Annotated in this window: 15 protein-coding genes and 3 pseudogenes; 5 read left to right on the top strand and 13 right to left on the bottom strand. The window is 72.7% G+C overall.

All coding sequences use genetic code 11. The features are described from left to right. Positions 1 to 92: 92 nt before the first annotated feature. Positions 93 to 1,007: an NmrA family NAD(P)-binding protein gene (locus OEIGOIKO_RS39310; RefSeq protein WP_125058056.1), complete on the bottom strand. Its 915-nt coding sequence runs from the start codon at positions 1,005 to 1,007 to the stop codon at positions 93 to 95. Positions 1,008 to 1,180: 173 nt separating this feature from the next. Between OEIGOIKO_RS39310 and OEIGOIKO_RS39305 the strand changes: the two genes are divergently transcribed. After that, positions 1,181 to 2,041 (top strand): helix-turn-helix domain-containing protein, encoded by an 861-nt coding sequence (locus tag OEIGOIKO_RS39305; protein WP_125058055.1) that lies wholly within the window; start codon positions 1,181 to 1,183, stop codon positions 2,039 to 2,041. A 17-nt stretch (positions 2,042 to 2,058) separates the two neighbouring features. On the opposite strand, the gene OEIGOIKO_RS39300 is transcribed toward OEIGOIKO_RS39305, so the two are convergent. Beyond that, positions 2,059 to 2,685: a TetR/AcrR family transcriptional regulator gene (locus tag OEIGOIKO_RS39300; RefSeq protein ID WP_125058054.1), complete on the bottom strand. Its 627-nt coding sequence runs from the start codon at positions 2,683 to 2,685 to the stop codon at positions 2,059 to 2,061. Between the two features lie 163 nt (positions 2,686 to 2,848). Here OEIGOIKO_RS39300 and OEIGOIKO_RS39295 point away from each other — a divergent pair, with 163 nt between their 5' ends. Further along, a complete protein-coding gene (locus tag OEIGOIKO_RS39295) occupies positions 2,849 to 4,345 on the top strand; it encodes an amidase (RefSeq protein WP_125058053.1) in 1,497 nt (498 codons plus the stop codon). Between the two features lie 30 nt (positions 4,346 to 4,375). Here OEIGOIKO_RS39295 and menC read toward each other — a convergent pair whose 3' ends face one another. The 4 genes from menC to OEIGOIKO_RS39275 form a co-directional block, all read right to left on the bottom strand. Then, complete coding sequence (gene menC / locus OEIGOIKO_RS39290) at positions 4,376 to 5,485, bottom strand: o-succinylbenzoate synthase (RefSeq protein WP_125058052.1); 1,110 nt, start codon at positions 5,483 to 5,485, stop codon at positions 4,376 to 4,378. 30 nt (positions 5,486 to 5,515) lie between these two features. Further along, a complete protein-coding gene (locus OEIGOIKO_RS39285; protein ID WP_246177864.1) occupies positions 5,516 to 6,286 on the bottom strand; it encodes a GNAT family N-acetyltransferase in 771 nt (256 codons plus the stop codon). After that, positions 6,283 to 7,365 (bottom strand): M20 family metallopeptidase, encoded by a 1,083-nt coding sequence (locus OEIGOIKO_RS39280; protein WP_125059554.1) that lies wholly within the window; start codon positions 7,363 to 7,365, stop codon positions 6,283 to 6,285. Before OEIGOIKO_RS39280 ends, OEIGOIKO_RS39285 begins: the two co-directional genes overlap by 4 nt. A gap of 198 nt (positions 7,366 to 7,563) precedes the next feature. Continuing rightward, positions 7,564 to 8,586, bottom strand: coding sequence for a dipeptidase (locus tag OEIGOIKO_RS39275; protein ID WP_125058051.1), 1,023 nt, complete (start codon positions 8,584 to 8,586; stop codon positions 7,564 to 7,566). A 518-nt stretch (positions 8,587 to 9,104) separates the two neighbouring features. On the opposite strand from OEIGOIKO_RS39275, the gene OEIGOIKO_RS39270 reads away from it, so the two are divergent. Further along, positions 9,105 to 10,724, top strand: coding sequence for a fibronectin type III domain-containing protein (locus OEIGOIKO_RS39270; RefSeq protein ID WP_125058050.1), 1,620 nt, complete (start codon positions 9,105 to 9,107; stop codon positions 10,722 to 10,724). Positions 10,725 to 10,839: 115 nt separating this feature from the next. Here OEIGOIKO_RS39270 and OEIGOIKO_RS39265 read toward each other — a convergent pair. Together OEIGOIKO_RS39265 and OEIGOIKO_RS39260 are read right to left on the bottom strand one after the other, a co-directional pair. Further along, a pseudogene (locus OEIGOIKO_RS39265) lies at positions 10,840 to 11,290 on the bottom strand (inositol monophosphatase family protein). A gap of 64 nt (positions 11,291 to 11,354) precedes the next feature. Continuing rightward, positions 11,355 to 12,122 (bottom strand): hypothetical protein, encoded by a 768-nt coding sequence (locus OEIGOIKO_RS39260; RefSeq protein ID WP_125058049.1) that lies wholly within the window; start codon positions 12,120 to 12,122, stop codon positions 11,355 to 11,357. 241 nt (positions 12,123 to 12,363) lie between these two features. On the opposite strand from OEIGOIKO_RS39260, the gene OEIGOIKO_RS39255 reads away from it, so the two are divergent. Further along, a complete protein-coding gene (locus OEIGOIKO_RS39255) occupies positions 12,364 to 12,912 on the top strand; it encodes a CchlQ (protein WP_125058048.1) in 549 nt (182 codons plus the stop codon). 18 nt (positions 12,913 to 12,930) lie between these two features. Here OEIGOIKO_RS39255 and OEIGOIKO_RS39250 read toward each other — a convergent pair whose 3' ends face one another. The 4 genes and pseudogenes from OEIGOIKO_RS39250 to OEIGOIKO_RS44040 form a co-directional block, all read right to left on the bottom strand. Next, positions 12,931 to 13,500 carry a hypothetical protein gene (locus OEIGOIKO_RS39250; RefSeq protein ID WP_125058047.1) on the bottom strand — a complete coding sequence of 190 codons (570 nt, stop codon included), beginning with the start codon at positions 13,498 to 13,500 and terminating at the stop codon, positions 12,931 to 12,933. A gap of 240 nt (positions 13,501 to 13,740) precedes the next feature. Beyond that, positions 13,741 to 14,370, bottom strand: a complete 630-nt coding sequence (locus tag OEIGOIKO_RS39245) for a uridine kinase family protein (protein ID WP_125058046.1) — start codon at positions 14,368 to 14,370, stop codon at positions 13,741 to 13,743. Between the two features lie 137 nt (positions 14,371 to 14,507). After that, complete coding sequence (locus OEIGOIKO_RS39240; RefSeq protein WP_125059552.1) at positions 14,508 to 15,317, bottom strand: SAM-dependent methyltransferase; 810 nt, start codon at positions 15,315 to 15,317, stop codon at positions 14,508 to 14,510. Positions 15,318 to 15,472: 155 nt separating this feature from the next. After that, positions 15,473 to 15,892, bottom strand: a pseudogene (locus tag OEIGOIKO_RS44040) (hypothetical protein); the annotation flags it as partial. Positions 15,893 to 16,182: 290 nt separating this feature from the next. On the opposite strand from OEIGOIKO_RS44040, the gene OEIGOIKO_RS44035 reads away from it, so the two are divergent. After that, the gene (locus OEIGOIKO_RS44035) at positions 16,183 to 16,965 is read left to right on the top strand and encodes a histone H1-like repetitive region-containing protein (protein WP_371859040.1); all 783 of its coding nucleotides are present in this window, start codon (positions 16,183 to 16,185) and stop codon (positions 16,963 to 16,965) included. A gap of 349 nt (positions 16,966 to 17,314) precedes the next feature. On the opposite strand, the pseudogene OEIGOIKO_RS39235 reads toward OEIGOIKO_RS44035, so the two are convergent. After that, positions 17,315 to 23,854 (bottom strand): annotated as a pseudogene (locus OEIGOIKO_RS39235) (amino acid adenylation domain-containing protein); the annotation flags it as partial. Positions 23,855 to 24,032: the final 178 nt, after the last annotated feature.

Here is a 24,032-nt window from a genome sequence, read left to right as displayed (position 1 = left end):
TTCCTGGACGCGCCCGGGTGACTGGCCGATCGCAACAGGAACGTACGTTCCTGTTGTCCATCTGCACAACATGAGGGGCGAGGTCAGCGAGATCAGCCGGCTTTGGAGGGGTGCGCCGTGCGGAACCGGGGAGCGAATTCGTCCGCCACGAACCGTTCGATGGAGGTGGGAGTGGAGGTCCGGGCGGTACGCGGCTGCCGCATCCGTATGTGCCGGGCATTGATGGCCTCGCCGACCTCGGCCATCATGGCAGCGACATCGGCGGACACGCCTGCGGCCAGGAGGCCCGCGTGGAAGCCGGCGAGGCCGGTCCGCTCGTAGGTGAAGTCGTCCGCGCCCACCGCCTTGGCGATCACGTGCACGGCTTCCCGCATGCTCACGTCGCGTTCGCCCTGGAGCTCCAGGATCTCCGTACCGTGCCAGGTCCCGGTGGCCAGCAGCTCTCCGGCCCGCGCCCCGACATCGCGCGTGCACACGAACGGCAGGGGCAGGCCGGGGTCGAAGGGGGCGCTGATGCGGTGGTGGGTCCGGGCGGTGCCGAGATGGTCGAGCAGGTTCTCCATGAAGTAGCCCGCCCGCAGCCACAGCGTGTCGGCTCCGGGGACGGCCGAGAGGCGCTGCTCGAAGCGGTGGAGCCCCCTGACCGGTCCGGTGCCGCTCGCGTGCTGGGCTCCCCAGCTGCTGAGTCCGACGACGCGGGTCACCCCGGACGCGGCGACCGCCTCGGCCAGGGAGGCCGCGGCCTGGTCCTGGAAGGCGCCGAAGTCGGGGTGGTCGGGGAGGTAGTTGGGCTGGATCACCGCGTAGACACCGTCCGCGCCGCGGAAGGCGTCCGTCAGCGCGACGGGGTCGGCCGGGTCGGCCTCGCACACCTCGGCGCCCCGCGCGGCGAGGCCGGCGAGCCGCCCGGCGGAACGGCCGACAGCCCGTACGCGGTGCCCGGCGGCGAGGAGGTGTTCGGCGGCGGCCCGTCCGGTGCGGCCACTGGCGCCGGTGATGACGAACATCGACGTAACTCTTTTCCTTGACGGTCTTGGTGCCTGCCCGGCTGAGCCCCGGGCTCTCCGGCAGGCGTTCGACACGCTAGGCACCCGGCGATCCGTACGGGTAGGAGTGCCGCACCCACCCCGGAGCGGCAGCGCCTCGTCCTTACGCTGGGCCTCGTCCTTACGCTGGTGGGATGGACGTTTCGACTGGGCCCGGCGGAAGCACACCACTGGCTGCCTTCTTGCGCGCCCGGCGGGACCGGGTGCGGCCCGAACAGCACCGGCTGGCCGCTGGGGCGCAGCGCCAGGTGCCGGGGCTGCGGCGGGACGAGGTGGCGCTCCTGGCCGGGATCAGCACCGACTACTACGTGCGTCTGGAACAGGGGCGGGAACGTCGCCCGTCCCCCACCGTGGTGGAGGGCCTGACCAGGGCCCTGCTGCTGGACGCTGTGGCGGCGCGCTATCTGCGTGAACTTTCCGGGGCGGGTTCCGCTGCGGGTGCCGTCACGTCTTCGGCCCCGGGTGAAGAAGCACCCCGCATGGGTACGGAGCGCCTTGCGGCCGTACACCGGCTGCTCGACTCCCTGCCGGTGCCTGCCCTGCTGGTGAACCGATGGCTCGACATCGTCGGCAGCAACCCGCTCGGCGACCGTCTGCACGAGGGGCTGGAGCCCCGGGACAACTACGCCCGCCTGGTGTTTCTCGCTCCCGGTGCGCGGTCATTCTTCGCCGAGTGGCCCGAACTCGCCCGCTGCATGGTGGCCGCCCTGCGCGCCCAGACCGGCTCCGGGCCGGCATCGCCGCGGCTGACGCGCCTGGTGGCAGAGCTGTCCGCGAACAGCGACGTCTTCCGCACCGCCTGGCGCGAGCACCATCTCCACGAAAAGACGCTGGACCACAAACGGCTTCGGCACCCGAGGGCCGGAACGCTCGCCCTCGACCAGCACGTCCTGGAGCTTCCTGGCAGCGGAGGCCACCGGATCTGGGCCTTCCACCCGGCGGACGAAGCGACTTCGGACGCCCTGCCCGGCCTGGCTGCGACGGTCAGCCGGTGACCGCCCGCCGGTGACTGTCAGCCGGTGCTCGCCCGCCCCGCGTCGGATCGGGCGCCGTGCCGGTCCACGATCCCCTCGACGATCTTCATCAGCCGCTCCCCCGTCTGGTCGATGCTTCCGTTCTGCGTGCTGACCTGCGCGCCTTCCAGTACGAAAGTGATCTCGGCGGCGGCCTGCTCGGGGTCGGGCAGCCCGGCCTCGGCGCACATGCCGACCAGTCTGCGGGTCTGGCGGGCCTTGTGCTGCTCGATCACCTGCCGGGCGGGGTCGGACCGGTCGGGCAGTTCGGCGAGGGAGTTGATGAACGGGCAGCCCCGGTACGACAGCGTCGGCAGTCCGTCGGCGATGAAGCGGGCCAGGCCCAGGATCTGCTCCCTGGGGCGGCCGGGGTGTTCGGCCTCGACCCGGTCGAAGGCCGCCTGGTAGTCGGCGGCGACGATCCGCAGCCACTCCGCGACCAGGGCGTCCTTGGTCTCGAAGTGCCGGTAGATCGCCATCTTGGTGGTCTCGGCCCGCTCGGCGATCGCCTGGACGCCCACCCGCCGGATCCCCTCGCGCTGGAAGAGCTCTTCCGCCGCGTCGAGGATGCGCTCACGGGGCGGCAGTTTGGCCACCCTGCCCGGCCTTCTCGTGGTCACTGCCATGACTGCTCCGTGCCTCCGGCCCATCGTGGGGCTTGTCGGACCTGCTGGGTCTGCTGGGCCCGTGGGCCCCCGCAACTCCTGTTACGGTACCAGCCAGGCCCACGCGATACCGCTTGGTATCGTTCGGCACTCATCGGTATCCATCGTCCCTTTGGGAGTGACTGTGAGAGTTTCCGAGTACGTTCGCTTCGACGCTGTCGGGCTCGCGGAGCTGGTGGCCGGGGGCGAGGTGTCCCCCGCCGAGCTGGAGGCAGCCGCGCGCGAGGCCGTACAGGCGGTCGACCCGCGGATCAACGCCGTCGTGGAGACCTGGCCCACCGCTGACGAGCCCGGTCCCGACGCCCGTCCCGGCCCCCGCCTCCATTCCGGCAGCACACCGCTGACCGGCGTGCCCTTCCTGATCAAGGACATCGGAGTCGCCATGGCCGGGAGGCGGTCCGAGCTGGGGAGCCGGCTCGCGGCCGGCCATGTCGCCGGTGCCGACTCCGCCCTGATGCGGCGCTTCCGTGACGCCGGTCTCGTGACGTTCGGCCGTACCGCGACACCGGAGCTGGCCTACAGCATCACGACGGAACCCGTGCTGTACGGCGCGACCCGCAACCCGTGGAGCCCGGAGCTGAGCGCGGGCGGATCCAGCGGGGGCTCGGCCGCTGCGGTCGCGGCCGGGGTGGTCCCGATCGCGCACGCCACCGACGCCGCCGGCTCCCTGCGCATCCCCGCCGCCTGTACCGGCCTCTTCGGGCTGAAGCCCACCCGCGGCCGGGTGTCCATGGGCCCCGACGCCGACGAGACCTTCAGCGGCCTGGCCGTGCACGGCAGCGTCAGCCGCACCGTACGCGACAGTGCGGCGCTGCTCGACCGGATGCGCGGCCCGGAACCGGGCGACCCCTACTTCGCCCAAGAGCCTTCCCGGCCCTACGCGGAGGAGGTCACCCGCCACCCGGGCTCGCTGCGTATCGGTGTCCTCCCCCAGGCATGGGGCGGACGCCGCACCACCGCACCCGTGGCCGACGCGCTGGCCCGTACCGTGCGGCTGCTCGAAGCCCTCGGCCACCGTGTGGAGGAGGTCACGGTCGGCCTCGGGGTCGACTGGGAGGAGTTCGTCCTGGCCAACGCCCGCCTGTTCACGGTGCATCTCACGGCCTCGGTCGACGCGTTGGCGGCCGCCTTCGGCCGGCCCGTCGACTCCTCGACCCTCGAACCGGCGACCCTCGCCGGCCACCACTACGGGCAGCGGGTCAGCGGCCCCCAGTTCGTCACGGCTCTCACGGTCCGCAACCGGGTCGCCCGGAGCCTGGCGCGGTACTTCGACACCCACGACATCCTGCTCACCCCGACCTTGCCGGAACTTCCCATGCCGCTGGGCACCTACGCCGAGGGCGCGGCGGCGCTGGACGGTCTCGGCTGGATCGACCGCCTCAACGACCGCTCGCCGTTCACCATGCCGTTCAACGTGGCGGGCACACCTGCCATGTCCGTGCCGGTGACGGCCGACACGGAGACGGGGCTCCCGATCGGTATGCAGTTCGCCGCCGGGTACGGCCTCGAAAGCCGCCTCTTCCGCCTGGCCGGCCAACTCGAACAGGCAAGCCCGTGGTCGGGCCGGACCCCCGTGGTGTGGGCGGGAGATCACACCGGCACTGTCACACCCACCGAGTAGTGCCCGGGATCCGTCGCCCCGACGGCACCCTCACAGCGCCACCCATTCGCTGAAGCTGGTGACCTCGTCGAGGAGATCGGGCAGCGGCTCGACGCCGAGGCCGGGACCGGTGGGGACGTCGAGGTGGCCGTCGGCCAGGACGAACGGCTCCGTGATGTCGGTGGCGAAGTAGCGGCTGGAGCCGGAGGTGTCGCCGGGGAGGGTGAAGCCGGGCAGGGCGGCCAGGGCCACGTTGGCGGCCCGGCCGATGCCGGTCTCCAGCATGCCGCCGCACCAGACGGGTATGCCGTGGGCGCGGGCGAGGTCGTGGATGCGCCGGGCTTCGAGGTAGCCGCCGACCCTGGCCGGCTTGATGTTGATGACGGAGCAGGCGCCGAGGGAGATGGCCGCCGCGGCGTCGGCGGCGGACTCGATGGACTCGTCCAGGCAGATCGGAGTGCGCAGCAGCTTGGCCAGTTCGGCGTGCTGGACCATGTCGTCGTTGGCCAGCGGCTGTTCGATCAGCAGGAGGTCGAAGGCGTCCAGTCGGGCGAGCTGCCGGGCGTCCACCAGGGTGTAGGCGGCGTTGGCGTCGACCTGGAGGAGCAGGTCGTCACCGAAGCGCTCGCGTACGGCACGTACCGGCTCGACGTCCCAGCCGGGTTCGATCTTCAGCTTGATCCGGACGTACCCCTCGTCGACGTACTTCGCGACGGCGTCGAGGAGTTCGGCTACGGAGTCCATGATCCCGACCGAGACGCCGCAGGGCACCCGGTCCCGGGCGGCCCCCAGGTAGGAGCCGAAGGACTCGCCGGCGCCGCGGAGCTGGGCGTCCAGCACCGCGGTCTCCAGCGCGGCCTTCGCCATGCGGTGGCCGGTGAAGGGCCGCAGGACGCGTCCTACCCCGTGCGCGTCCATGCCGTCCTTCGGCAGGGCGGGGATCAGGAACGTGCGCAGGACCTCCTGGGCGCTGTCGACGTACTCGGAGCAGTAGCGGGGTTCGGACATCGCGGCACACTCGGCCCACCCCTCGCCCTCGGCGGTGACGACGCGGACCAGCAGCACGTCGCGGCTGGTCTCCACGCCGAAGGAGGTACGGAACGGGGCGACGAGCGGCATCGCGATGCGGCGCAGTTCGACGCCGGTGATCTTCGTCTGCACGACTGGTGACTCCTTGGGGGTGGCAAGCGGTCAGGGGCGGGCGCCGGGGCGCCGGACCACGTAACGGCGGCGTTCGTGGAAGCCGACGACGCGGGCGCCTTCGGCGAGCAGGCCGCCCAGGGTGTCCCGTACGGCCAGCCGCCAGGCCCGGGCGGCGCCGGGGTCCGTGCCGCGCAGGGCCTCGATGTCGTCGGGCAGGTCGACGAGGACGGTGGCGGCGTCGGTCGGCACGGTCCGCGGGCGGCCTTCGTCGTTACGGAGGACGTGCGCGGCGCCGGCGGGCAGTTCGGTCGTCCCGGGCGGCGGGGTGGGCGTGGTGAGGTTCCAGGCGGCCACGACCCGGTCGGATTCGTCGCCGCCGTTGATGACGTCGTCCATCGCGCCGTAGAAAGAGGTCAGGTACTCCTGCGGCCGGGCGCCGAGTTTGACGAGGTTGAAGTAGGCGTTGCGGCGGATGAGCGGGTCGTAGGTCCAGGTGATGCGCTCCAGGCGGCGGGCCATCGCCCACTGTCGCTGGTGCAGCTTGAGGGCGAGGCCCACGCCACGGCCCGTTTCGGCGCCGGTGATGTGCGAGTGCATGCTGGTGCCCACGGGTTCGCCGAAGAAGCCGACGGAGGCGCCGACCAGCCGGCCGTCCTCGTACGCTCCGGCCACGTAGTTGCCGGCGTGCGAGAGGGCGCGCATGACCTCGGCGGACATGGGTGAGTGGGCGGGCGGGGTCCCCCAGATGCCGGCGTAGAGCAGGCTGACGGCGTCGAAGTCCGCCATGAGGCGCAGCTCCCGGACGGTCGCCCCCTTCACCGCAGTGCTCCGACCAGGCGGGCCAGGAGGCGGGCGCGGTCCGGCATGGTGGCGGCCACGACGTGTTCGTGGTCGGCGTGCGCGCCGTCGCCCACCGCGCCGAGGCCGTCGAGCGTGGGGCACCCGACCCCGGCGGTGTAGTTGCCGTCGGAGGCCCCGCCCACGGCCGCTTGGCGCAGCGGGCCGAGGCCGAGCCGTACGGCCTCTTCGGTGGCCAGGGCGAACAGGTCGCGGGAGGCGTCGGGGGCCAGGGGCGGCCGATTGGGGCCGCCGTCGATCTGCAGGCGGGCGCCGGGAATCCGCGGGTGCAGGGACCGGATGAGCCGGTCGACCGCGTCCTGGGCGGTGGCGTCCGGGACGCGGACGTCCACGCTCAGCTCGGCCTGTGCGGGCACGGTGTTGTTCGCGGTGCCGGCCCGCATCGTGGTGGGGGTGACGCTCGTCCCGGGCCCGGTGGAGGCGTTGACGGTGCTCGCGACGCCGCCCAGGGCGAGCAGCTGGTGGGCGAGTTCGGTGGCCGCGTTGACGCCCTTCTCCGGCTCCAGTCCGGAGTGGGCGGCCCGACCGTGGACGGTGATGTCGTAGAGGGACACGCCCTTGCGGCCGGTCTTCAGCGCTCCGCCGGGTGCCGACGGCTCCAGGACGAACGTGGCCGAGCACCGGCGCGCGATGTCCTCGATCAGTGCGCGGGAGGTGGCCGAGCCGGTCTCCTCGTCCCCGGTGACGAGCACACAGAGGCCGTCCAGGGAAGGCAGCGACTCAAGAGCGTGGAACATCTGCACCAGGCCGGCCTTCATGTCGAAGACGCCGGGCCCGCGGACGACGCCCTGCTCCACCGACCAGGGATGCGTCTTGAGGGAGCCGGTCGGCCAGACGGTGTCGTGATGGCCCAGCAGCAGGATGCGCGGCGTTCCGAACGTCCACTGCACATGGGTGATGCCGTCGAGGGTGAGCGTCTGGGGCGAGACACCGAGCAGCCGGCGGCCCTGCGCGGCGACCACCTGACCGCTGCGGGCCACGGCGGCGTGGTCGTCGGAGAAGGACTCACAGGTCACCAGCTCTTCGAGGTCGGCGAGCATGGCGTCCAGGGATGGTGCTGACGGTGTTCCCGGTGTGTCCAGCGCATCCGGTGTGTCCGGTGTGTCGTCCGCCGGCGCGAAACGGCGTGCGGAGTCGTGCGGCACGGGTTGTCCTCCGTGAGGTGTCGGGTGAATGGCAGGGCCGGGATGACTGGTGCTGAGCCGCCATGCCCCGGCGGGCACCGTTCGGGCCGGGCGTCAGCCCATGTTCTTGCTCATGAGCCGCCGCATGTTGCCGCCGAGGATCTTGCGGACGTCCTCCTCCGGCAGCCCCCTGCGGAGCATCGCCTCGGTGACCCGGGGCAGGTCGGCCGGGCCCGCCAGATCGGGGAAGTCGAACTGCGGATCCTCCTCGTCGAGGTTCTCGCAGCAGGGCGGGGTCACGTCCGCCACCACCTCGCGGAGGAAGTCCGACCCGAGGCCGACGTGGTCGGTCCCGGCCACGGAGACGACATGTTCGATGTGGTCGACCACCAGGTCGACGCTCACCTTCGACTCGTCGTCGGTGAGGAAGTCCGGAACGAAGTTCACGCACACCACCCCGCCGGTGCCGGCCACACCGCGGAGCTGGTCGTCGGTGAGGTTGCGATGGTGATCCCGCAGGGCGCGGGCGCAGGAGTGAGTGGCGACGAGCGGGCGGGTCGCGAGTTCCAGTACGTGGGAGACACCGCTCGCCCCCAGGTGGGAGATGTCGAAGAGCATGCCCAGGCGTTCCATCTCCCGCAGCGCCCGCACGCCGGGGGCGGTCAGCCGGCTGCCGGTGGCGTCCTCCCGGCTGCCGTCCGCGAGCGGGGTGCGTCCCCAGTGGGCGATCGAGGCGATCCGTACGCCGAGCCGGAACAGGGTGGCGAACAGTTCGACGGAGGCGTCGATGCCCGGCGCGCTCTCCAGGGCGAGCACCAGAGCGATCTTCCGCTCGGCGAGGGCTTCGTCGATGCCGGCTCCGTCGGTGCACAGCGCGACGTCTGCGGCGTTGGCCTCGGCGAGGACATGGGCGCACTCGATCATGCGGAGGGTCTGCCGGAGCGCGCCCTCGGGACGGTACTGGTCGTCGATGAAGACCGGCAGGACCTGGATGTCGATGCCGCCCTCGCGCAGCTGCGGCAGCCACCGGTCCCGGAAGAAGGCGCCCCAGCGTTGCGGGGGACGCGCGGCAACGGCCATGAGGAGGTCGTTGTGGGCATCGGCGACGACGGCGCGGTGGTGCAGGTCCAAGGACACGTCGGGGCCTTTCGCGTGGAGGGGAGCGGAGGCGGCACGGCGCCGGGGGGGGGCTCGGTCAACTGGGCCGCAGCGTACGCACGGCGGCCTTCCGGGTTCTTGGTCCGGGAGGACGAATCAGCAGGTCGCGTGTTGTGCGTCGGGACAAAGGCGGGGTGGGGCGGAGGGTCTTGCGGTACACGGCCGGGCCTGCCCGTGGCCCGCCGCCCACCGGGGAGCGCAGCCCCACGTACTCCCGTATCCCCGTACCTCTTCCCCCACCACCGGCACAGTTCTTTCCGGGAATTGCACCGGACGCATCCGCACCACGCTCCGCGGCGTCGTCCCGGAATTGCGCCACTTCCCGCGCACTCTTCCGGCCGGTCCGGCACTGGCCGATTTCCCTGATTGACGCAGGCATGTGCCGTGCCTAGGTTCCCTGTCGCAACGGGATCGCAACGAGGCGACAGGTTCACAACGGGGTCGCGACGGGGGGAGGCACGTCCGGGAACCGGACGTCGGAAACGAGGGGTGGGGACATGGCAAAGCAGTACGTCACGCCGGAATGGGAATCTCCTGGCGAGTGGTACGGCACCATGAAGGCCACTGTGTGGAATTTCGAAAGCGAACCACTGGTCGATCCGGAAATCTCGTTCCGCGTGCAGTCGGACCAGAACGTCACCAACGTCTACGGGCTCGTCTGGCAGCGGTCCGGCAACGTCATCACCGGGCGTCTGGTGCCCGAGCGCAAGATCGTCACGCCGAACCGCGGCACCCAGGAGTTCCGGCTCGGCTTCTCCCGGTCCATGCCGGGCCCCGGTCCGCTGCCGACCGAGTTCAAGATCAACGGGCAGTCCGCCGACGTGCCCGACGACACGACGCCGCCGAGCGCGCCGACGACCCTGCAGGTGGACACGGTCGGCCCGACCCAGGCCACCCTGTCCTGGGCCCCCGCCACCGACAACATCGGCGTGCAGGGCTACGAGGTCACCTACGGCGGCGCCCAGCCACTGCGGGTCAAGGACGAGACGGCGGTGCTCTCCGGGCTCACCCCGACGACCGCGTACACGGTACGGGTCACGGCCGTCGACCTCGCGGGCAACCGCTCCGACCAGTCCCAGCCGCTGGAGTTCAGCACGACCGACAAGCTCCCGGACGGCGGCCCCTGGGACATGCCGCGCGCGCCGTACGTGGACTACATGGCCTGGCCGAACCCCAGCCTTCCCCAGTACGCCCAGGAATCCGGTGTGGACGGCTTCATGCTGGGCTTCATCGTCGCCAACAACAACAAGAAGCTGGCGTGGGCCGGTCAGGACGGCCCCGACTGGGAGGTCGACCAGAGCTCGTACGGGAAGAAGGACATCCAGCAGCTGGCCGCTACGGGCGGCAAGGTCGCCTTCTCCTGCGGCGGAGCCTCCGGCAGGCCCCTCGAAGCCGTCGAGACGAACGTCCCGAGGATCGTCGAGCAGTACGAGGCGTTCCTGCGCAACTACGGTGTGGCGCGCATCGACTTCGACTTCGAGGGCGACTTCCTGGCCGATGAGGCCGCGCACCTGAGGCACACGGCAGCGATCTCCCAGGTCCTCGTCAAGCACCCCGGTCTCAAGATCTCCTACACCCTGCCCGCCGACGCTCAGCCCGGCGAGGGGTCGGCGGGCTTCAGCCCGGTCGGCGTCAGGTTCCTGGCCAAGGTGGCCGCCGCCGGGATCGAGCCCGGCCTGGTCAACGGCATGCTGATGGAGTTCGGCCAGAGCGCGCCGCCGGACATGTACGAGTGCTGCGTCATCGGCCTCAAGGCCATGCACGGCCAGATCGGTTCGCTGTGGCCCGCCTGGGACGCGACGAAGACCTGGAACCGTACGGGCGCGACCCCGATGTTCGGCTGCAACATCAACAAGCGGGTCTTCACCCTCGACAACCAGCGCAGCCTGGTCGAGTTCGCCCACGAGAACCAGCTCGGCGCGCTCTCCGGGTGGGACGCCACCCGCGACCACAACCAGGGCAACCCCGACGTCCAGCCGCCGTGCACCGTCGGCGGCGACCAGTGCGACACCTACCGCTGTACCTGCGTGGACCAGCGGCCGTTCGACTTCAGCAAGCTCATCGCCCTGTACAAGAACGGCGCGGGACCCACCATCGGGGCGCAGTCCCGAGGGTGACGATCCTCTTTCCCGTACGGCGAACGGCCGCCTTTCGAGCGGCCGTTCGTCCGTGGGGAACCATCATCGGCACCGACGCGTTACTGCTTCCAGAACGCTTTGGAACGCTGCGCGGCTACTCCCGACCGCGCACCCTCGTCATCATCAGCCGGTGGGTCTCGGCGTCGGCGGCCGCGACGAGTCCCCGGCCGCCCTGGCCGACCGGGGCACCGTCGATGCCGGTGACGACGCAGTCGGCGGCCCGGCACAAGGCGACGCCGGCCGCGAAGTGACGCTGCCCGACAGGTCGCCGCCGTCCGTGACGTACGCGCGCCCTCGCGCAGCGCCACGTCGACGGCGACCAGCACGGTGCCGACGGCGTAGTTCAGCGTGCCGCGCAGGGGGCCCACCAGCCACTGCCGCGCTGCGTCCGCGGCGCCTTGCCGCCCACCTTCTGCGCCGAGCACCGCGTCGTCGGGCCGGGCGGCACGGAGGACGCCGAGGATCGCCTTCTCGGCCGCCGCATCGGCCTCGGTGGCGAAGGCCCCGCCACCCTTGTCGATACGGGCGAGCCGCTGTCCGTACAGGTCGCGAACGGTGGCGCCCGGCCCGGCCTTGCACCGGCCGGGCGCCCTCCGCGCTGCTCGCCCGCTACGGCTCGACGGTGGTCGGCCGCTCGGCGCGCAGATCGCTGACGAAACCGTCCTTCACCACACGCATCCAGTAGGAGTGCGACCGGATTCCGGCGGGGACGCCGGGGTCACGCTGAAGCGTCCGGTCCATCGAGGTGGCGCCGTCCGGTGCGTTCCATTGGAACGTGTACGGGTGCCACAGGCCCAGCTCACTGCTGTAGAACGGCTTGCGCTCCAGCACGATCACCTGGTCCGGGTCGCCTTGTGCGGCTTCCCAGTTGACGCGGACGGTGGCCGCGTCGACGCGGTCGACGGACGTCAGCCGCGGGGCCTTCGGGATCACCGCCGAGGACGCGGGCCGGAGGGGGCCACTGCGGATGGTCCGCGGCACGGACGGGTCGTAGTGCTCCGGGCGGTCCAGCTTGCCCGTGACCCGGAGCGTGGCGGGGGCCTGGCTCTGCCCGCCCGCGCACACGTCCACCTGGGCGACCTTGAGCCACTCGCCGGAGACCCGCACGAAGTCCTCCTTCTGCAGCGGGAACTCGCGCGTGCTGCCGCCGACGACCCCGCTCACGGAGTAGACGTAGCGGGAGTCGTCGGAGCGGACCACCTGGTAGCTGCACCGGTCGACGGCCGCGGCGCGCGCGTCGACCGCCGCCCTCGGAGACGGCGCATCCGCACCGGCGGCGGTGGCGGACGGTGCCGCCGCGGCTGTGCCCACGCCCGTGGCGAGGGCGCCGAGGCTCAGCGCACAGGTGGCTATGGCGGCGGTGATACGAGAGGTCATACATCCTCCGGTGGCATCCAACGGCTCACGGTACGGCCCTGATCGGATTCGCCGATCAGAACGGGACGCTACCGGCAATGAACGACCAAGAAACAGTCAACAACCGGCAAAGTGGTGACTTCATGGCGACTTTTCACAGTCGGCGGGTCGCGGGCCCGCCCTCTGTTCTTCGGCGGAGGCCGCGCGTAGATTCCCTTCCCGGCACCGTGATCACGGCGGGGAGAGGGAGGGGAGGGCCGTCGTGGACTGGGGAACGCTCGTCGCGACGGTCTGCGGTGGCTCGCTCGCCGTCTCCGGTACCGTCCTGGCCGACCACCTGCGCCGCCGCCACGAGAACGACCGCGGGGCGGGGGAACGGCGGCGGGCCGTGTACATCGAGTTCATCACCGCCGCCGAGGCCGGCCACGCCCGGCTGCGTCAGATCGCCCAGTCCCCGGTGGCCGACGCCGACCTGGGCGCCGCCACCCGGGCGGCGCTGAGCGATGCCGCGATCTACGAAGCGCGCGAACGGCTGTTCATCGACGCGTCCACCGCGGTCGCCGGCGCCGGACAGGCCCTGTTCGAGCAACTCCGCGCCCTGCAACGGGCCGTCGCGACGGGCGCCGAGCCGGCCTCACGCGCCTTTCACGACGCCTACCACCCGTACATCGGCACGGTCTGGGCCTACCGGGTCGCGGTGCGCCACGAGTTGGAGGGCCAGTCCCTCTCCCCCACGGCATTCGGATGGGACCGGTGGGACGGCCGTGACCGATGCCCACTGTGCCGGCAGGCGACCGACAGCGGGACGTGATCTCACCCAACCGTGTTCTCACCAGCCGGGAAACGGCTCTTCTTCCGCCTCCGGCATCGGCTCCTCCGCACGCCAGTCACCGGGGACGGCCGCGATGACCTCCCGTACATCGGCTTCCGTCCGGCCCACGACGACCAGGGCCGGGACCGGCTCAGCCGGATCCGGCTCGTCCGGCCCCGGCTCCAGGCACAGCAGTTTTCCGGGAGCGGAGTACCAGCGCACCGGGCCTTCCGCCGGGGCGTACCAGGCCGGACAGGGCGGCAAGGCCACCGGCGTGCACGTGGCCTCGACGGCCGCGACGACCGCAGCGGTCGCCGGGCACTCGCGTCCGTACGGGCCGTACCGGCGCGCCATGACCGTCTCGCTCAGCACCAGTTCGGCGCACGCCCACGACACGCGCTCCAGGTATGGCGTCCAGCTGACGTCCGGCAGGTGGTCGGAAAACAGGCCCACCGGCGGATCGTCGTGTCCCAGCGTTTCCAGGGGAATTCCCCAGCCCGCGCAGCCCTGGTTCTCACTGCGGAACACCAGCAGCTCGCCCGACGGGTCGAGCAGCAGTTCGTCAGGGGTGAGCAAGGGATTGTGCACGGCGGTCAGGTCCGCTCGCCGGCCGAAGAGCGCATAAGCCTCGTACAAGGCTGCCGGGAGGCGTAGCCCGAGCCGCTGCTCCGCATTCCGCACTTCGCATGACGCAATTCCGTCCCCAGGCGCCAGAGGGCGCCCCCACGCATTCGCGAATTCCTCGATGCTTTTCCACACCGCCGACCGTCCGGTCGTCGCGGTGCCGAATTCCTGGGACGGAGGTTTCCTGTCAGCCATCCATCGATCTCAGGTGTTCAGGAAATCGACGATCGCTCCACGGTACCTGTACGTCGGTACGGCGGAGTTCGTCTTCGGCGAGAGGTGATGCCGGAGTTCTGTGCGGGCCTGAGACCAGACCTGGTGGGCCAGGGTGTCGGCGGGCCGTGTCGCGTCGAGGATCAGGTCGCTGGCGTCGCGGGCCGGTTCGACGTGTCGTTCGTGCGCGTCGCGTCGGTGGTGGAGGTAGTTGTGCAGGAGGGTGTCGAGGGGGAAGCCGTGGTGCAGGCACTTGCGCTGGATCTTGCGTACCAGCCGGAGGTCGGCCGGCAGGTCCACGAAGATATCGAGGCGTGGGCAGCGTGCCGACGGTGCGGTGTGGCGGGCGAACAGTCCCTCGACGATGACGACGGAGGCCGTGGCCAGTGCGGCGTCGGCGTCCTGGGTGAGGCGACCGAAGTCCATCGACCGGGGAGATCCGTAGTCCAGATGCGGTGCCCCCGCGTCGTCGTACCTCCACACGCCGCCGCGTTCCGGTGTGCCGAAGTAGTAGTCGTCGCCGTGCAGGACACGGGTGGAAACCCGGGGCGCGGTGGCCGTCAGCGCATTCGCCAGCGTGGTCTTGCCCGCGCCGGAGCCTCCGGTCAGCGTCAGCAGCATGTGGTTCCCCCATCCACTCGACCCACGGTGGCATCGGTCGCGCCGTACGGCCGGGCCGCGGTCCGCCGGCTCCCTGTCTTCTCTTCGGAGCCGGCGAACGTACGGATCGGACGGACCGGGTCGGCAGGGGCCGGGCCTCAGGCGTTCTTGCGGGCGACTGCCCCGTACATCGCGATGTCCCGGTCGTCGACCCGCTCCTGGTCGGCGTCGGGGCGCCAGTGGTGGACCTGCGTCAGCCCGGGGCCGACCAGGTCCAGGCCCTCGAAGAGCGCCTCGGCCTCGGCCTTGGTGCGCAGCTTCATGGGCATGCCCCGGCGTGCGTACTCGTCGGCGACCCGGTTGACCTCGCGCGGCGCGAAGTCGGCGGTCCCGATGGTCATGGCCAGGAAACTGCCCGCGGGCAGCGGCTCCAGGAGGCGGCGCACCAGGCTGTGGTCGTCGGGCGGGAGGATGAAGTGCAGAATGCCGATGATCATCAGACCGACCGGCTGCCGCAGGTCCAGCAGTTCCTGGAACTGGCCGGAGCCGATGATGGCCTCCGGGTCGCGCATGTCGGCGTCGACGTACGCGGTCCGGCCCTCGGCGGAGCCGGTGAGCAGCGCCCGCGCGTGGGTCAGCACGATCGGGTCGTTGTCGACGTACACGGCGCGGGCGTCGGGCCGCACCTGCTGCACCACCTCGTGCAGGTTCGGGGAGGTGGGCAGGCCGGTGCCGATGTCGAGGAACTGTCCGATGCCTTCCTCACGGGCCAGATAGCGGGCCGCGCGGTGCATGAACTTCCGGTTGGCCCGCATGTGGACGGGCAGTGCCGGCCACTCCTCGCACATCACGTCACCGGCTTCGCGGTCCACGGCGTAATGGTCCTTCCCGCCGAGGATGTAGTCGTACACGCGCGCCGAGTGAGCCGTACCGGTGTCTATCCGGTCCACGGGGTAGCCCTGCTCCAACACCCTTGCTCCTTACGGTTGTACTTGCGCCACGACGGTCCGGCGCCACGGTGAGTGTATGCGGTGCCCGATACGGCCCTGACGGTGCGGTATGCCTGCTCACGGCCGTGGTGCCCGCGCGGCCGACCGACCGGACCGCAACCGTCACGCCCCGTTCACCGCGCCGCTTCGTCACTCAACCGGTCGGCGATCGCCTCGAATTGCTCGATCTCGTCCTGATCCAGGTCCAGGAGCGGGAAGTCGGAAGGCGTGTGCCCTCCGGCAGCGGGGCTGTCCGTGTGGGCGGCCAGGCCGTCCAGCAGGTCCAGCCAGGCACGGCCGAGCCGGGCCGCCACCGTCGCGTCCAGCAGCCGGTCCGGCCAGGTGAGGGTGAGGCTGAGGGCCGGCCCGTCCGCGGTGTCCCGGATGACCGCGCTCGCTTCCAGGACGTGCGGGGCGGGCATGCCGGGGTCGGAGGAGGAGCCGATGGCCGGTTCGCCGGTCAGTTGCCAGGGTTCGGGCGCGCCTGCCCGGGCGGGGGCGGCGAGGAAGCGGCCCATGTAGTTGAAGCTGATGCGGGCGGCCGGAAGGTGCGCCCGCGCGGTGGGTGCGTCGGTGCTCCCCGGAAGGTGGTCCGATCCGTCTTCAGTTGCCGCCCGGGACTGTTGCTTGACCGCTTTGAGCAGCCGGCCGGCCGCGGGGCCGCCCGCCGCCACCTCGGCCAGGTCGATGCCGGTGAGGTCCAGCCGTTGCGTGCGTACGGTGGTGAACCAGCCCACCGTACGGGAGAGGTCGGTCCCGTCGGCCGCCGTCCGGCCGTGCCCTTCGACGTCCACGAGGACGGAGCCGCCGCCGTCCGGCCGTCCGGCCATGACGGCCCCTGTCAGTGCCGCGAGCAGCACCTCGTGCACGCCGCAGTGGTACGCCGCCGGAGTACGGGACGTCAGGATCTCCGCCTGCCCGGCCGGTACCGCCCAGGTCCGTTCGCGCAGGGTCGCCGCGGTGTCGACGGCCGGGTCGAGGTCTTGGCCGACCGGCAGCGGGTCGGGCGCTTGCGCGTCGGCCGACAGCAGGGAGAGCGGTTGTGCGTCGGACGGCAGCAGGGAGGACGGTTGCGCGTCGGCCGACAGCAGGGAGGACGGTTGCGCGTCGGCCGACAGCAGGGAGGACGGTTGCGCGTCGGCCGACAGCAGGGAGGACGGTTGCGCGTCGGACGGCAGCAGGGAGGACGGTTGCGCGTCGGACGGCAGCAGGGAGGACGGTTGCGCGTCGGACGGCAGCAGGGAGGACGGTTGCGCGTCGAGCGGCGATGCGGTGGGGGGCGGCGCGTCGAGCCGCAGTGCGTCGCTCGCCCGATGAGCTTCGGCGTCCGGCCCGGCCGCGGCCGCCCAGGTTCGGAACGACGTGCCGACCGCATCGAGGTGCGGTACGCCGCCCTCCGCCGCCGTCTCGCAAGCGGCCCGCAGGTCCGCGAGCAGGATGCGCCACGACACCCCGTCGACCGACAGGTGGTGGACGGCCAACGCCAGACGCCCCGCCCGCCCGGGCCCGGCGTCCAGCCACACCGCCTGCACCATGCGGCCCGCCGCCGGGTCGAGCCGTCCGACGGCGTCCCGCGCCGCACGCCCGGCAGCCTCGTCGAGATCGTCCACGACCGGCGGACAGGTGATCAGCTCCTCGGCGTCAACCGAACCCCGCTCCGCCGTCTCCAGCGCCCACCCGTCCGCGTCCGGCACCACGCGGGCCCGGAGCATGGCGTGCGTGTCCAGTACGGCGCGCAGCCCGGCCGTCAGGGCGTCCCTGGTGAGTGCGGCGGGCGTGGCGACGATCGCCCACTGCGCGAACCCGCCGCCGGTGACCCGCTCGCCCAGCCTCCGCATGAGCGGCGTCCGGGGGATCCGGCCGACGCCCGTGTCCACGGAGGCCTGCGGGCCGGTCGCGTCGTCCGCCGTACGGGCCAGCCGGGCGAGCCGTTCGGGTGTCTTCGCCTCGAACACCTGCGGTGAGGTCAGCACCAGTCCGGCGCGGCGGGCCCGTGCCACCAGTTGCAGCGAGACGATGGAGTCACCGCCCAGCTCGAAGAAGCTGTCCTCGACGCCGGCCCGGTCCAGCCCCAGTACCTCGGCGAACAGTGCGCACAGGAGCTCTTCGGCCGGGGTGCGCGGCGCCCGGCCGGCGGCCCGCGCGGTGAAGGCGGGGGCGGGCAGGGCCGCGCGGTCCACCTTTCCGTTCGGGGTGCGCGGCAGCGCGTCCAGCACCACGACCGCGGCGGGCACCATGAACTCGGGCAGCGCCCCGGCGACGTGCTCCCGCACCGACCGGCCGTCCACCGGACACCCGCCCAGCGACCGGCCGTCCACCGGATGCCCGTTCACCGCGTGACCGTTCACCGCGTGACCGTTCACCGGCCGCTCGCCCACCGGCCGGCCGGCCGCCACCCCCCTCGGCACCACATAGCCGATCAGCCGCCGCTCCCCCGGCCGGTCCTCACGGACCGCGGCCGTCGCCTCGCCCACGGCGGGGTGGGCGGCCAGCGCGGCCTCCACCTCGCCGAGTTCGACGCGGTGGCCGCGTATCTTGACCTGGTCGTCGGCCCGCCCGGCGAAGACCAGTTCGCCGTCGCCGGTCCAGCGCACGATGTCCCCGGTGCGGTACATCCTCCCCCAGCCTTCGGCCGGGGGGACCCCCATGCCGGGCGGGAACGGGCAGGCCACGAACCGCTGCGCGGTCAGCGCCGTCCGGCCCTGGTAGCCGCGCGCCAGGCCCTCCCCCGCCACGTACAGTTCGCCGGGCACGCCGGGCGGCACCGGCTGGAGGAACGCGTCCAGGACGTACAGCCGGGTGTTGGCGACGGGACGGCCTACGGTGGGCGTCTCGCCGCCGGTCAGCGGGGCGGTGGACGTCTGCACGACGGTGGCTTCGGTGACCCCGTACTCCTCGTGGACCTGCCGCCCCGGGGCCCAGCGCCGGCGCAGTTCCCCGGTCAGCGGCTCGCCGCCGGTCACGATGACGCGCAGGTCCGGCAGGTCGTCCGGCGGCAGGTGCAGCAGGAAGGACGGGGTGCCGCCGAGCTGGGTGATCCGGTGGGTGCGCAGCAGGCGGGCCAGGTCCGCGCCCAGGGGCGGCGGGCCCGGCGGGGCCAGGACGAGGCGTCCGCCCGCGCACAGGACGGGCCAGGTGTCGGCGATCGACACGTCGAAGGTGGGGGCGGCGAGCTGGAGGACACGGCTGTGCGGGCCGATGCCGAACCGGGCCACCCGGTCGGCGACGAGGTTGCGCAGGCCGCGGTGGGTGACCGTGACGCCTTTCGGTACGCCGGTGGTCCCCGAGGTGTAGATGAGGTACGCCGCGTTGTCCGCTCCCAGCGGCGTACGGCGTTCGGCCCGGGTCACGAAACCGCCTTCGCGGCGTGCCAGGGCCCCGGTCAGGGCCGGGTCGTCCAGGTCGGCCACGCGGGCGGCGCAGTCGCCGGGCACCGCGTGCCGGGTGTCGGCGGCGCACAGCACCACGGCCGGGTCGGCGTCCCGCAGCAGAAAGGCCCGGCGCTCGGGCGGGTAGTCCGGGTCGACGGGTACGAGGACGCCGCCCGCCATGAGCACGGCCAGTGCGGCGGTCAGGGACTCCGCCGACCGCCGCAGCACCACCGCGACGCGGCGCTCCGGGCCGACACCGAGGTCGATCAGGTGGCGTGCCAGACGGCCGGCCGCGGTCGTGAGTTCCCCGTAGGTCACGGTCCTGCGGGCGTCCTCGACGGCCACGGCGTCGGCCGACCGCGCCGCGCGGCGGCGGAGCAGTTCCGGTACCAGTACGGCGGGCAGCGGCACCTCCGTACGGTTCCACTCCGTCACCACCTGCCGGTGTTCTTCCGCGTCCAGCACGCCGACCCGCCCCACGGCGGGCGCCGGACCGTCGGTGACCAGCTGTCCGAGGACCAGGGCCAGCCGGGCGGGCAGGGCTTCGACGACTTCGGCGGGGAGCAGTCCGCGCTGGTGGATGAGGTGGACGCGGAGCTGTTCGCCGGGGGTGATGTTCAGGCCCAGCGGGTAGTGGACGACGTCGGTCACGTCCGAGAGGCGGATCGTGAGCGCGCCGGGCCGGTCCGGAGCGGCCGGTGGCCGGGGCAGATTCTGGTAGACCACGATGCTGTCGAAGAGCGCGCCGGGACCGCCCAGTTTCTGCGCTTCGGACAGGCCGAGGTGCCGGTGGGGCAAAAGGGCCGACTGACGTTCCTGTACGTCCTTGAGCAGGGCGGGCACCGGCTGCGCGGCGTCCAGCGGCACCCGTACCGGCAGCGTGTTGATCAGAAGGCCCACCATCGTCTCGACGCCCGGCAGTTCGGGCGGGCGGTCGGCCATGGTGACGCCGAAGACCACGTCCGTACGGCCGGCCAGCCGGGCGAGGACCAGTGCCCAGGCGCCGAGTACCACGGTGCTCGCGGTCAGGCCGTGGGTGCGGGCCAGCTCCTCCACCCGGCGGGACAGCTCGGCGGGGAGGTCGGCGTGCAGGTGTACGGGGTCGGTCGCGCCGTGCTTCGGTGCCGTCGGCGCCACCAGGGTGGGTTCGTCCGCGCCGTGGAACGCGGTGCGCCAGGCCTCCCGTGCGGCTTCCTTGTCCTGCCGCGCCAGCCAGGCCAGGTACTCCCGGTACGAGGTGACGGGGGCCGGGCGCGGGTCGTCGCCGCCCGCTGCGTACGCCGCGGACAGCTCCGCGACCAGCACCGGCAGCGACCAGCCGTCCATCAGGACGTGGTGGGTGAGGACGACCAGGTGGTGGCGGTCCGCGCCGAGACGGATCAAGAGGAGCCGCCACAGCGGCGCTGTCGCCAGGTCGATCCGCCCGCGCTGTTCCCGTGCGGCCAGCTCCGCGGCCGCGGCCGCCGCCGCGTCCTGCGGGAGGTGCGACACGTCCGCCTCGTGCCAGGGCAGCGGCACGTCACGCGCGACGACTTGTACGGCCGCGCCGGACGCGCTCCGGCGGAAGCTCGCCCGCAGGGCGGCGTGCCGGTCCACCAGGGCCCGCCAGGAGGCCCGCAGCCGGCCGGTGTCCAGCGGTCCGTCGAGTTCCAGTGTCCACCGGCTCTTGTAGACGTCCGGCGCCAGCTCGTCGTAGACGGACTGGAACAACAGCCCTTCCTGCAAGGGTGAGAGCGGCCAGACGTCCGCGAGCTGCGGTACCGCCTGCTCCAGCTCGGTCACGTCCTGCTGGGTGAGGGTGAGCAGCGGGAAGTCGGAGGGCGTGTGCCCGCCCGCTCCGGTGGTGCGGGTGTGCGCGGCCAGGCCGCCGAGCAGGTCGAGCCACAACTGCCCCAGGGTCCGTACGGCTGTCTCGTCCAGCAGGTGGCCGGACCAGCTCAGGGCGAGGGTCAGTTCGGGTCCGTCGGGGGTGTCCCGTACGGCGGCCTCTGCTTCCAGGGCGTGCAGTACGGGCATGGCCGGGTCGGCGGACTCGCCGATCGTGGCGTGACCGGTGAGCTGCCAGGGTCCGGCCGGGCCGGCAGGTGTCCCGGTGGTGCGGAACCTGCCCAGGTAGTTGAACGAGACCTGCGGGGCCGGAAGCGCGGCCAGCGCCGGTCCCGTTTCCGGGTTGAGGTGGCGCAGCAGGCCGTGGCCGAGTCCGTCGCCGGGCACCGCCCTGGCCTGTTCCTTGACCGCCTTCAGCAGCGCGCCGGCCGCCGGGCCGCCCGCCAGGGCTTCGCCGAGGTCGACACCGGCGGCGTTCAGGCGGACCGGGTGCACGTCGGTGAACCACCCCACCGTACGGGCCAGTTCCACTCCTTCGGCCACCGGTTCGCGGCCGTGGCCCTCCACGTCCACCAGCAGCCCGGCGGCCGGGACGGTGTCCGGCCGCCAGCGGGTGAGTGCCCCGGCGAGCGTGGACAGCAGGACTTCGTGCACGCCGCAGTGGAATGCGGCGGGTGTGCGACCCGTCAGGGTTGCCGCGTGGCCGGCCGGAACGGTCCATTCCGTACGGCGCACGGTGGCGGCGGTGTCCCGCAGCGGGTCGGGCGCCCGCGTGCCCACGGACAGGTCGCCGCCGTCCAGCAGCGCCTGCCAGCCGTCCAGTTCCGCGGTGCGGCGCCCGTCCGTGGCCTGTGCCGCCAGCAGCCCGGCCCACTGCCGGAAGGACGTTCCGACGGGATCGAGGGCCGGCCGCCGTCCCGCGGCGACCGCCTCGCAGGCGGCCCGGAGGTCGGGGATCAGGATGCGCCAGGAGACCCCGTCCACCACCATGTGGTGGACGACCAGCACCAGCCGGCCGTTGCGCTCGGGCCCCGCGTCCAGCCAGACCATCTGGGCGAGCGTCCCGGCGGCGGGGTCGAGCCGCCGCAGCGCGTCCCGTACGGCCCGCTCGGCGGCCTCGTCCAGGCTGCGGCCGTCCTCGGGGACGATGCGTGTGACCAGCGAGGCCGCGTCCACCGTGCCGCGCCCGGCCACGGTCAGAACCGGCTCCGGGCCCTCCGTCACGATCCGGGCGCGCAGCATGTCGTGGGTGTCCAGTACGGCGGCCAGCCCGCCCGCCAGCACGTCCCGCGTCAGCCCGGCCGGCGCGCCGACCATCACCCACTGCGCGAATCCGTTGCCCGCGCCCCGCTTCCCCAGCGCCCGCATCACCGGGGTCCAGGGCACGTCCCCGGCCCCCGCGTCGTCCGCCGTGGCGTCTTCCGGCCGGTCCGAGACGGTCTCGGCCACCGCCGCCAGCCGCTCGGGCGTCATGAGGCCGAAGACCTGACCGGACGTCAGGACCAGCCCGGCCCGACGGGCCCGCGACACCAGCTGCATCGAGCTGATCGAGTCACCGCCCAGCGCGAAGAAGCCGTCCCGCGCCCCCACCCGGTCCAGCCCCAGTACCTCGGCGAACAAGCCGCACAGGGTCGCCTCGGCCGCCGTCCGCGGCTGTTCCGGCGCGGCGGTGCCGAAGCCGGGCGCCGGGAGGGCCTTGCGGTCGACCTTGCCGTGCGGGGTGAGCGGCAGCCGGTCCAGCGGTACGAGGGCGGCCGGGATCAGGTAGTCGGGGAGCGTCGCGGCGAGGTGGTCGCGCAGGCCGGCGAGGAACGCGTCGGGGTGGCGGCCGTCGGGGTGTTCGAGACCGGCGTGGCCGGTGGGACCGGTAAGTTCTGCGGGACCGGCATGACCGGCGGGCCCGTCCGGCTCCGTCGCCGCCTCAGGGCCGACGGCAGGAACGACGTATCCGACCAGCCGCCGCTCGCCCGGGTGGTCCTCCCGGGCCACCACCACGGCCTGCCCGACCGCCGGATGCGCGGCGAGGGCCGCTTCCACCTCGCCCGGCTCCACCCGGAACCCACGGATCTTGACCTGCTCGTCGGACCGCCCGACGAAGACCGGTTCGCCGTCAGCGCTCCACCGCACCAGGTCCCCGGTGCGGTACATCCGCTCACCGGGCGCGAACGGGCAGGCCACGAAGCGCTCCGCGGTGAACCCCGGGCGCCCCAGGTACCCGCGGGCCAGTCCGGCCCCGGCGAGGTACAGCTCCCCGTCCGTACCCGGTGCGACCGGCCGCAGCCACGGGTCGAGCACGTGCAGGCGGCGGCCGGCCAGCGGCAGCCCGAGGGGCAGGACGTCCGGCACCTCGTCGCCCGGCCGCACCGGACGCGTCGTCGCACACAGCGTGGCTTCCGTCGGCCCGTACAGATGCTGCACGGTCACCTCCGGGCACGCCTCCCGTACGCGTGCCACCGCCGCGGCCGGTACCACGTCCCCGCCGCACATGACCTGCCGGAAACCCCGGAAGCACTCCGGCGACTCCTCCGCGATCACCCGGAACAGCCCTGCCGTGAGCTGCACCGCTGTCACGCCGTCGGCCGCCGCCCGGCCGAGGCGCCGCGCGTCCGGCGCGCCCGGCTCCGCCATGACCACCGTGCCGCCGACCGCCAGCGGCAGCCACAGGTCGAACAGCGACGCGTCGAAGGCGTACGGCGCGTGGGCCAGCACCGCGTCGTCCGGGCCCACTCCCCACCTCGGGTCGCTCACCAGGCCCGCCACACTGCCGTGCGGGACCAGCACGCCTTTCGGCTGCCCCGTCGAGCCGGAGGTGTACATGACGTACGCCGCGTCCTCCGCACCCACCACCGTCCCTGGGCGGCCGGGCGGACAGGCGGCCACCGCCGCCATCACCCGCGGATCGTCCAGCACCACGGTGCGCGCGCCGGCCGGGACCAGGTGTCGTGTCACGGATCGGGTCGCCTTCGAGCACAGCACCACCACCGGGGCCGAGTCCGTCAGCAGGAATGCCACCCGGTCCGCCGGATATCCGCAGTCCACCGGAACGTACGCGGCCCCCGCCTGCCACACCCCCAGCAGCGCCGTCAGCAAGCCCGCCGACCGCTCCAGCACCACCGCGACCCGGTCACCGCGCCGCACGCCCCGGGCGGTCAGGTACGCGGCCAGCCGGCTCGACGCCGCCGCCAGTTCCTCGTACGTGTCCTTGCGTCCGGTGTCCGCCACGGCCACCGCGTCCGGTGTGCGGGCCACCTGGCGGCGGATCAGTTCGGGCACCGAGACGGCCGCGGCTCCGGCGGACACGCGCTCCCGGCCGGTCATCGTCCGGTCCCCGTGCCGGGCCGACGGCATTTCCCGCGTGCATCAGGTTCGGAGGGGGCCGTTGCCGTTGTTCCTTTCCGGTGGCAGAAAAGAGACGAGCGCAGGGGCAGGGGCAGGTCCGAGTACGCCAGGCCGTTCATGATTCCCCCTAGGATGGCAACGACCGAAATGACCGGCG

The sequence above is a fragment of the Streptomyces paromomycinus genome (assembly GCF_003865155.1).
Taxonomy (GTDB): domain Bacteria; phylum Actinomycetota; class Actinomycetes; order Streptomycetales; family Streptomycetaceae; genus Streptomyces; species Streptomyces chrestomyceticus.
The sequence above is the reverse complement of the archived record's forward strand: the minus strand, read 5'-3'. Positions and strand labels throughout refer to the sequence as shown.

Coding starts and splice junctions, on each gene's coding strand:
- OEIGOIKO_RS39310 (WP_125058056.1), bottom strand. CDS start 1,007: ATGTTCGTCATCACCGGCGCCAGTGGCCGCACCGGACGGGCCGCCGCC.
- OEIGOIKO_RS39280 (WP_125059554.1), bottom strand. CDS start 7,365: ATGCTCGCCGACCTCGAAGAGCTGGTGACCTGTGAGTCCTTCTCCGAC.
- OEIGOIKO_RS39305 (WP_125058055.1), top strand. CDS start 1,181: ATGGACGTTTCGACTGGGCCCGGCGGAAGCACACCACTGGCTGCCTTC.
- OEIGOIKO_RS39260 (WP_125058049.1), bottom strand. CDS start 12,122: ATGACCTCTCGTATCACCGCCGCCATAGCCACCTGTGCGCTGAGCCTC.
- OEIGOIKO_RS39245 (WP_125058046.1), bottom strand. CDS start 14,370: ATGCTGCTGACGCTGACCGGAGGCTCCGGCGCGGGCAAGACCACGCTG.
- OEIGOIKO_RS39300 (WP_125058054.1), bottom strand. CDS start 2,685: ATGGCAGTGACCACGAGAAGGCCGGGCAGGGTGGCCAAACTGCCGCCC.
- OEIGOIKO_RS39270 (WP_125058050.1), top strand. CDS start 9,105: ATGGCAAAGCAGTACGTCACGCCGGAATGGGAATCTCCTGGCGAGTGG.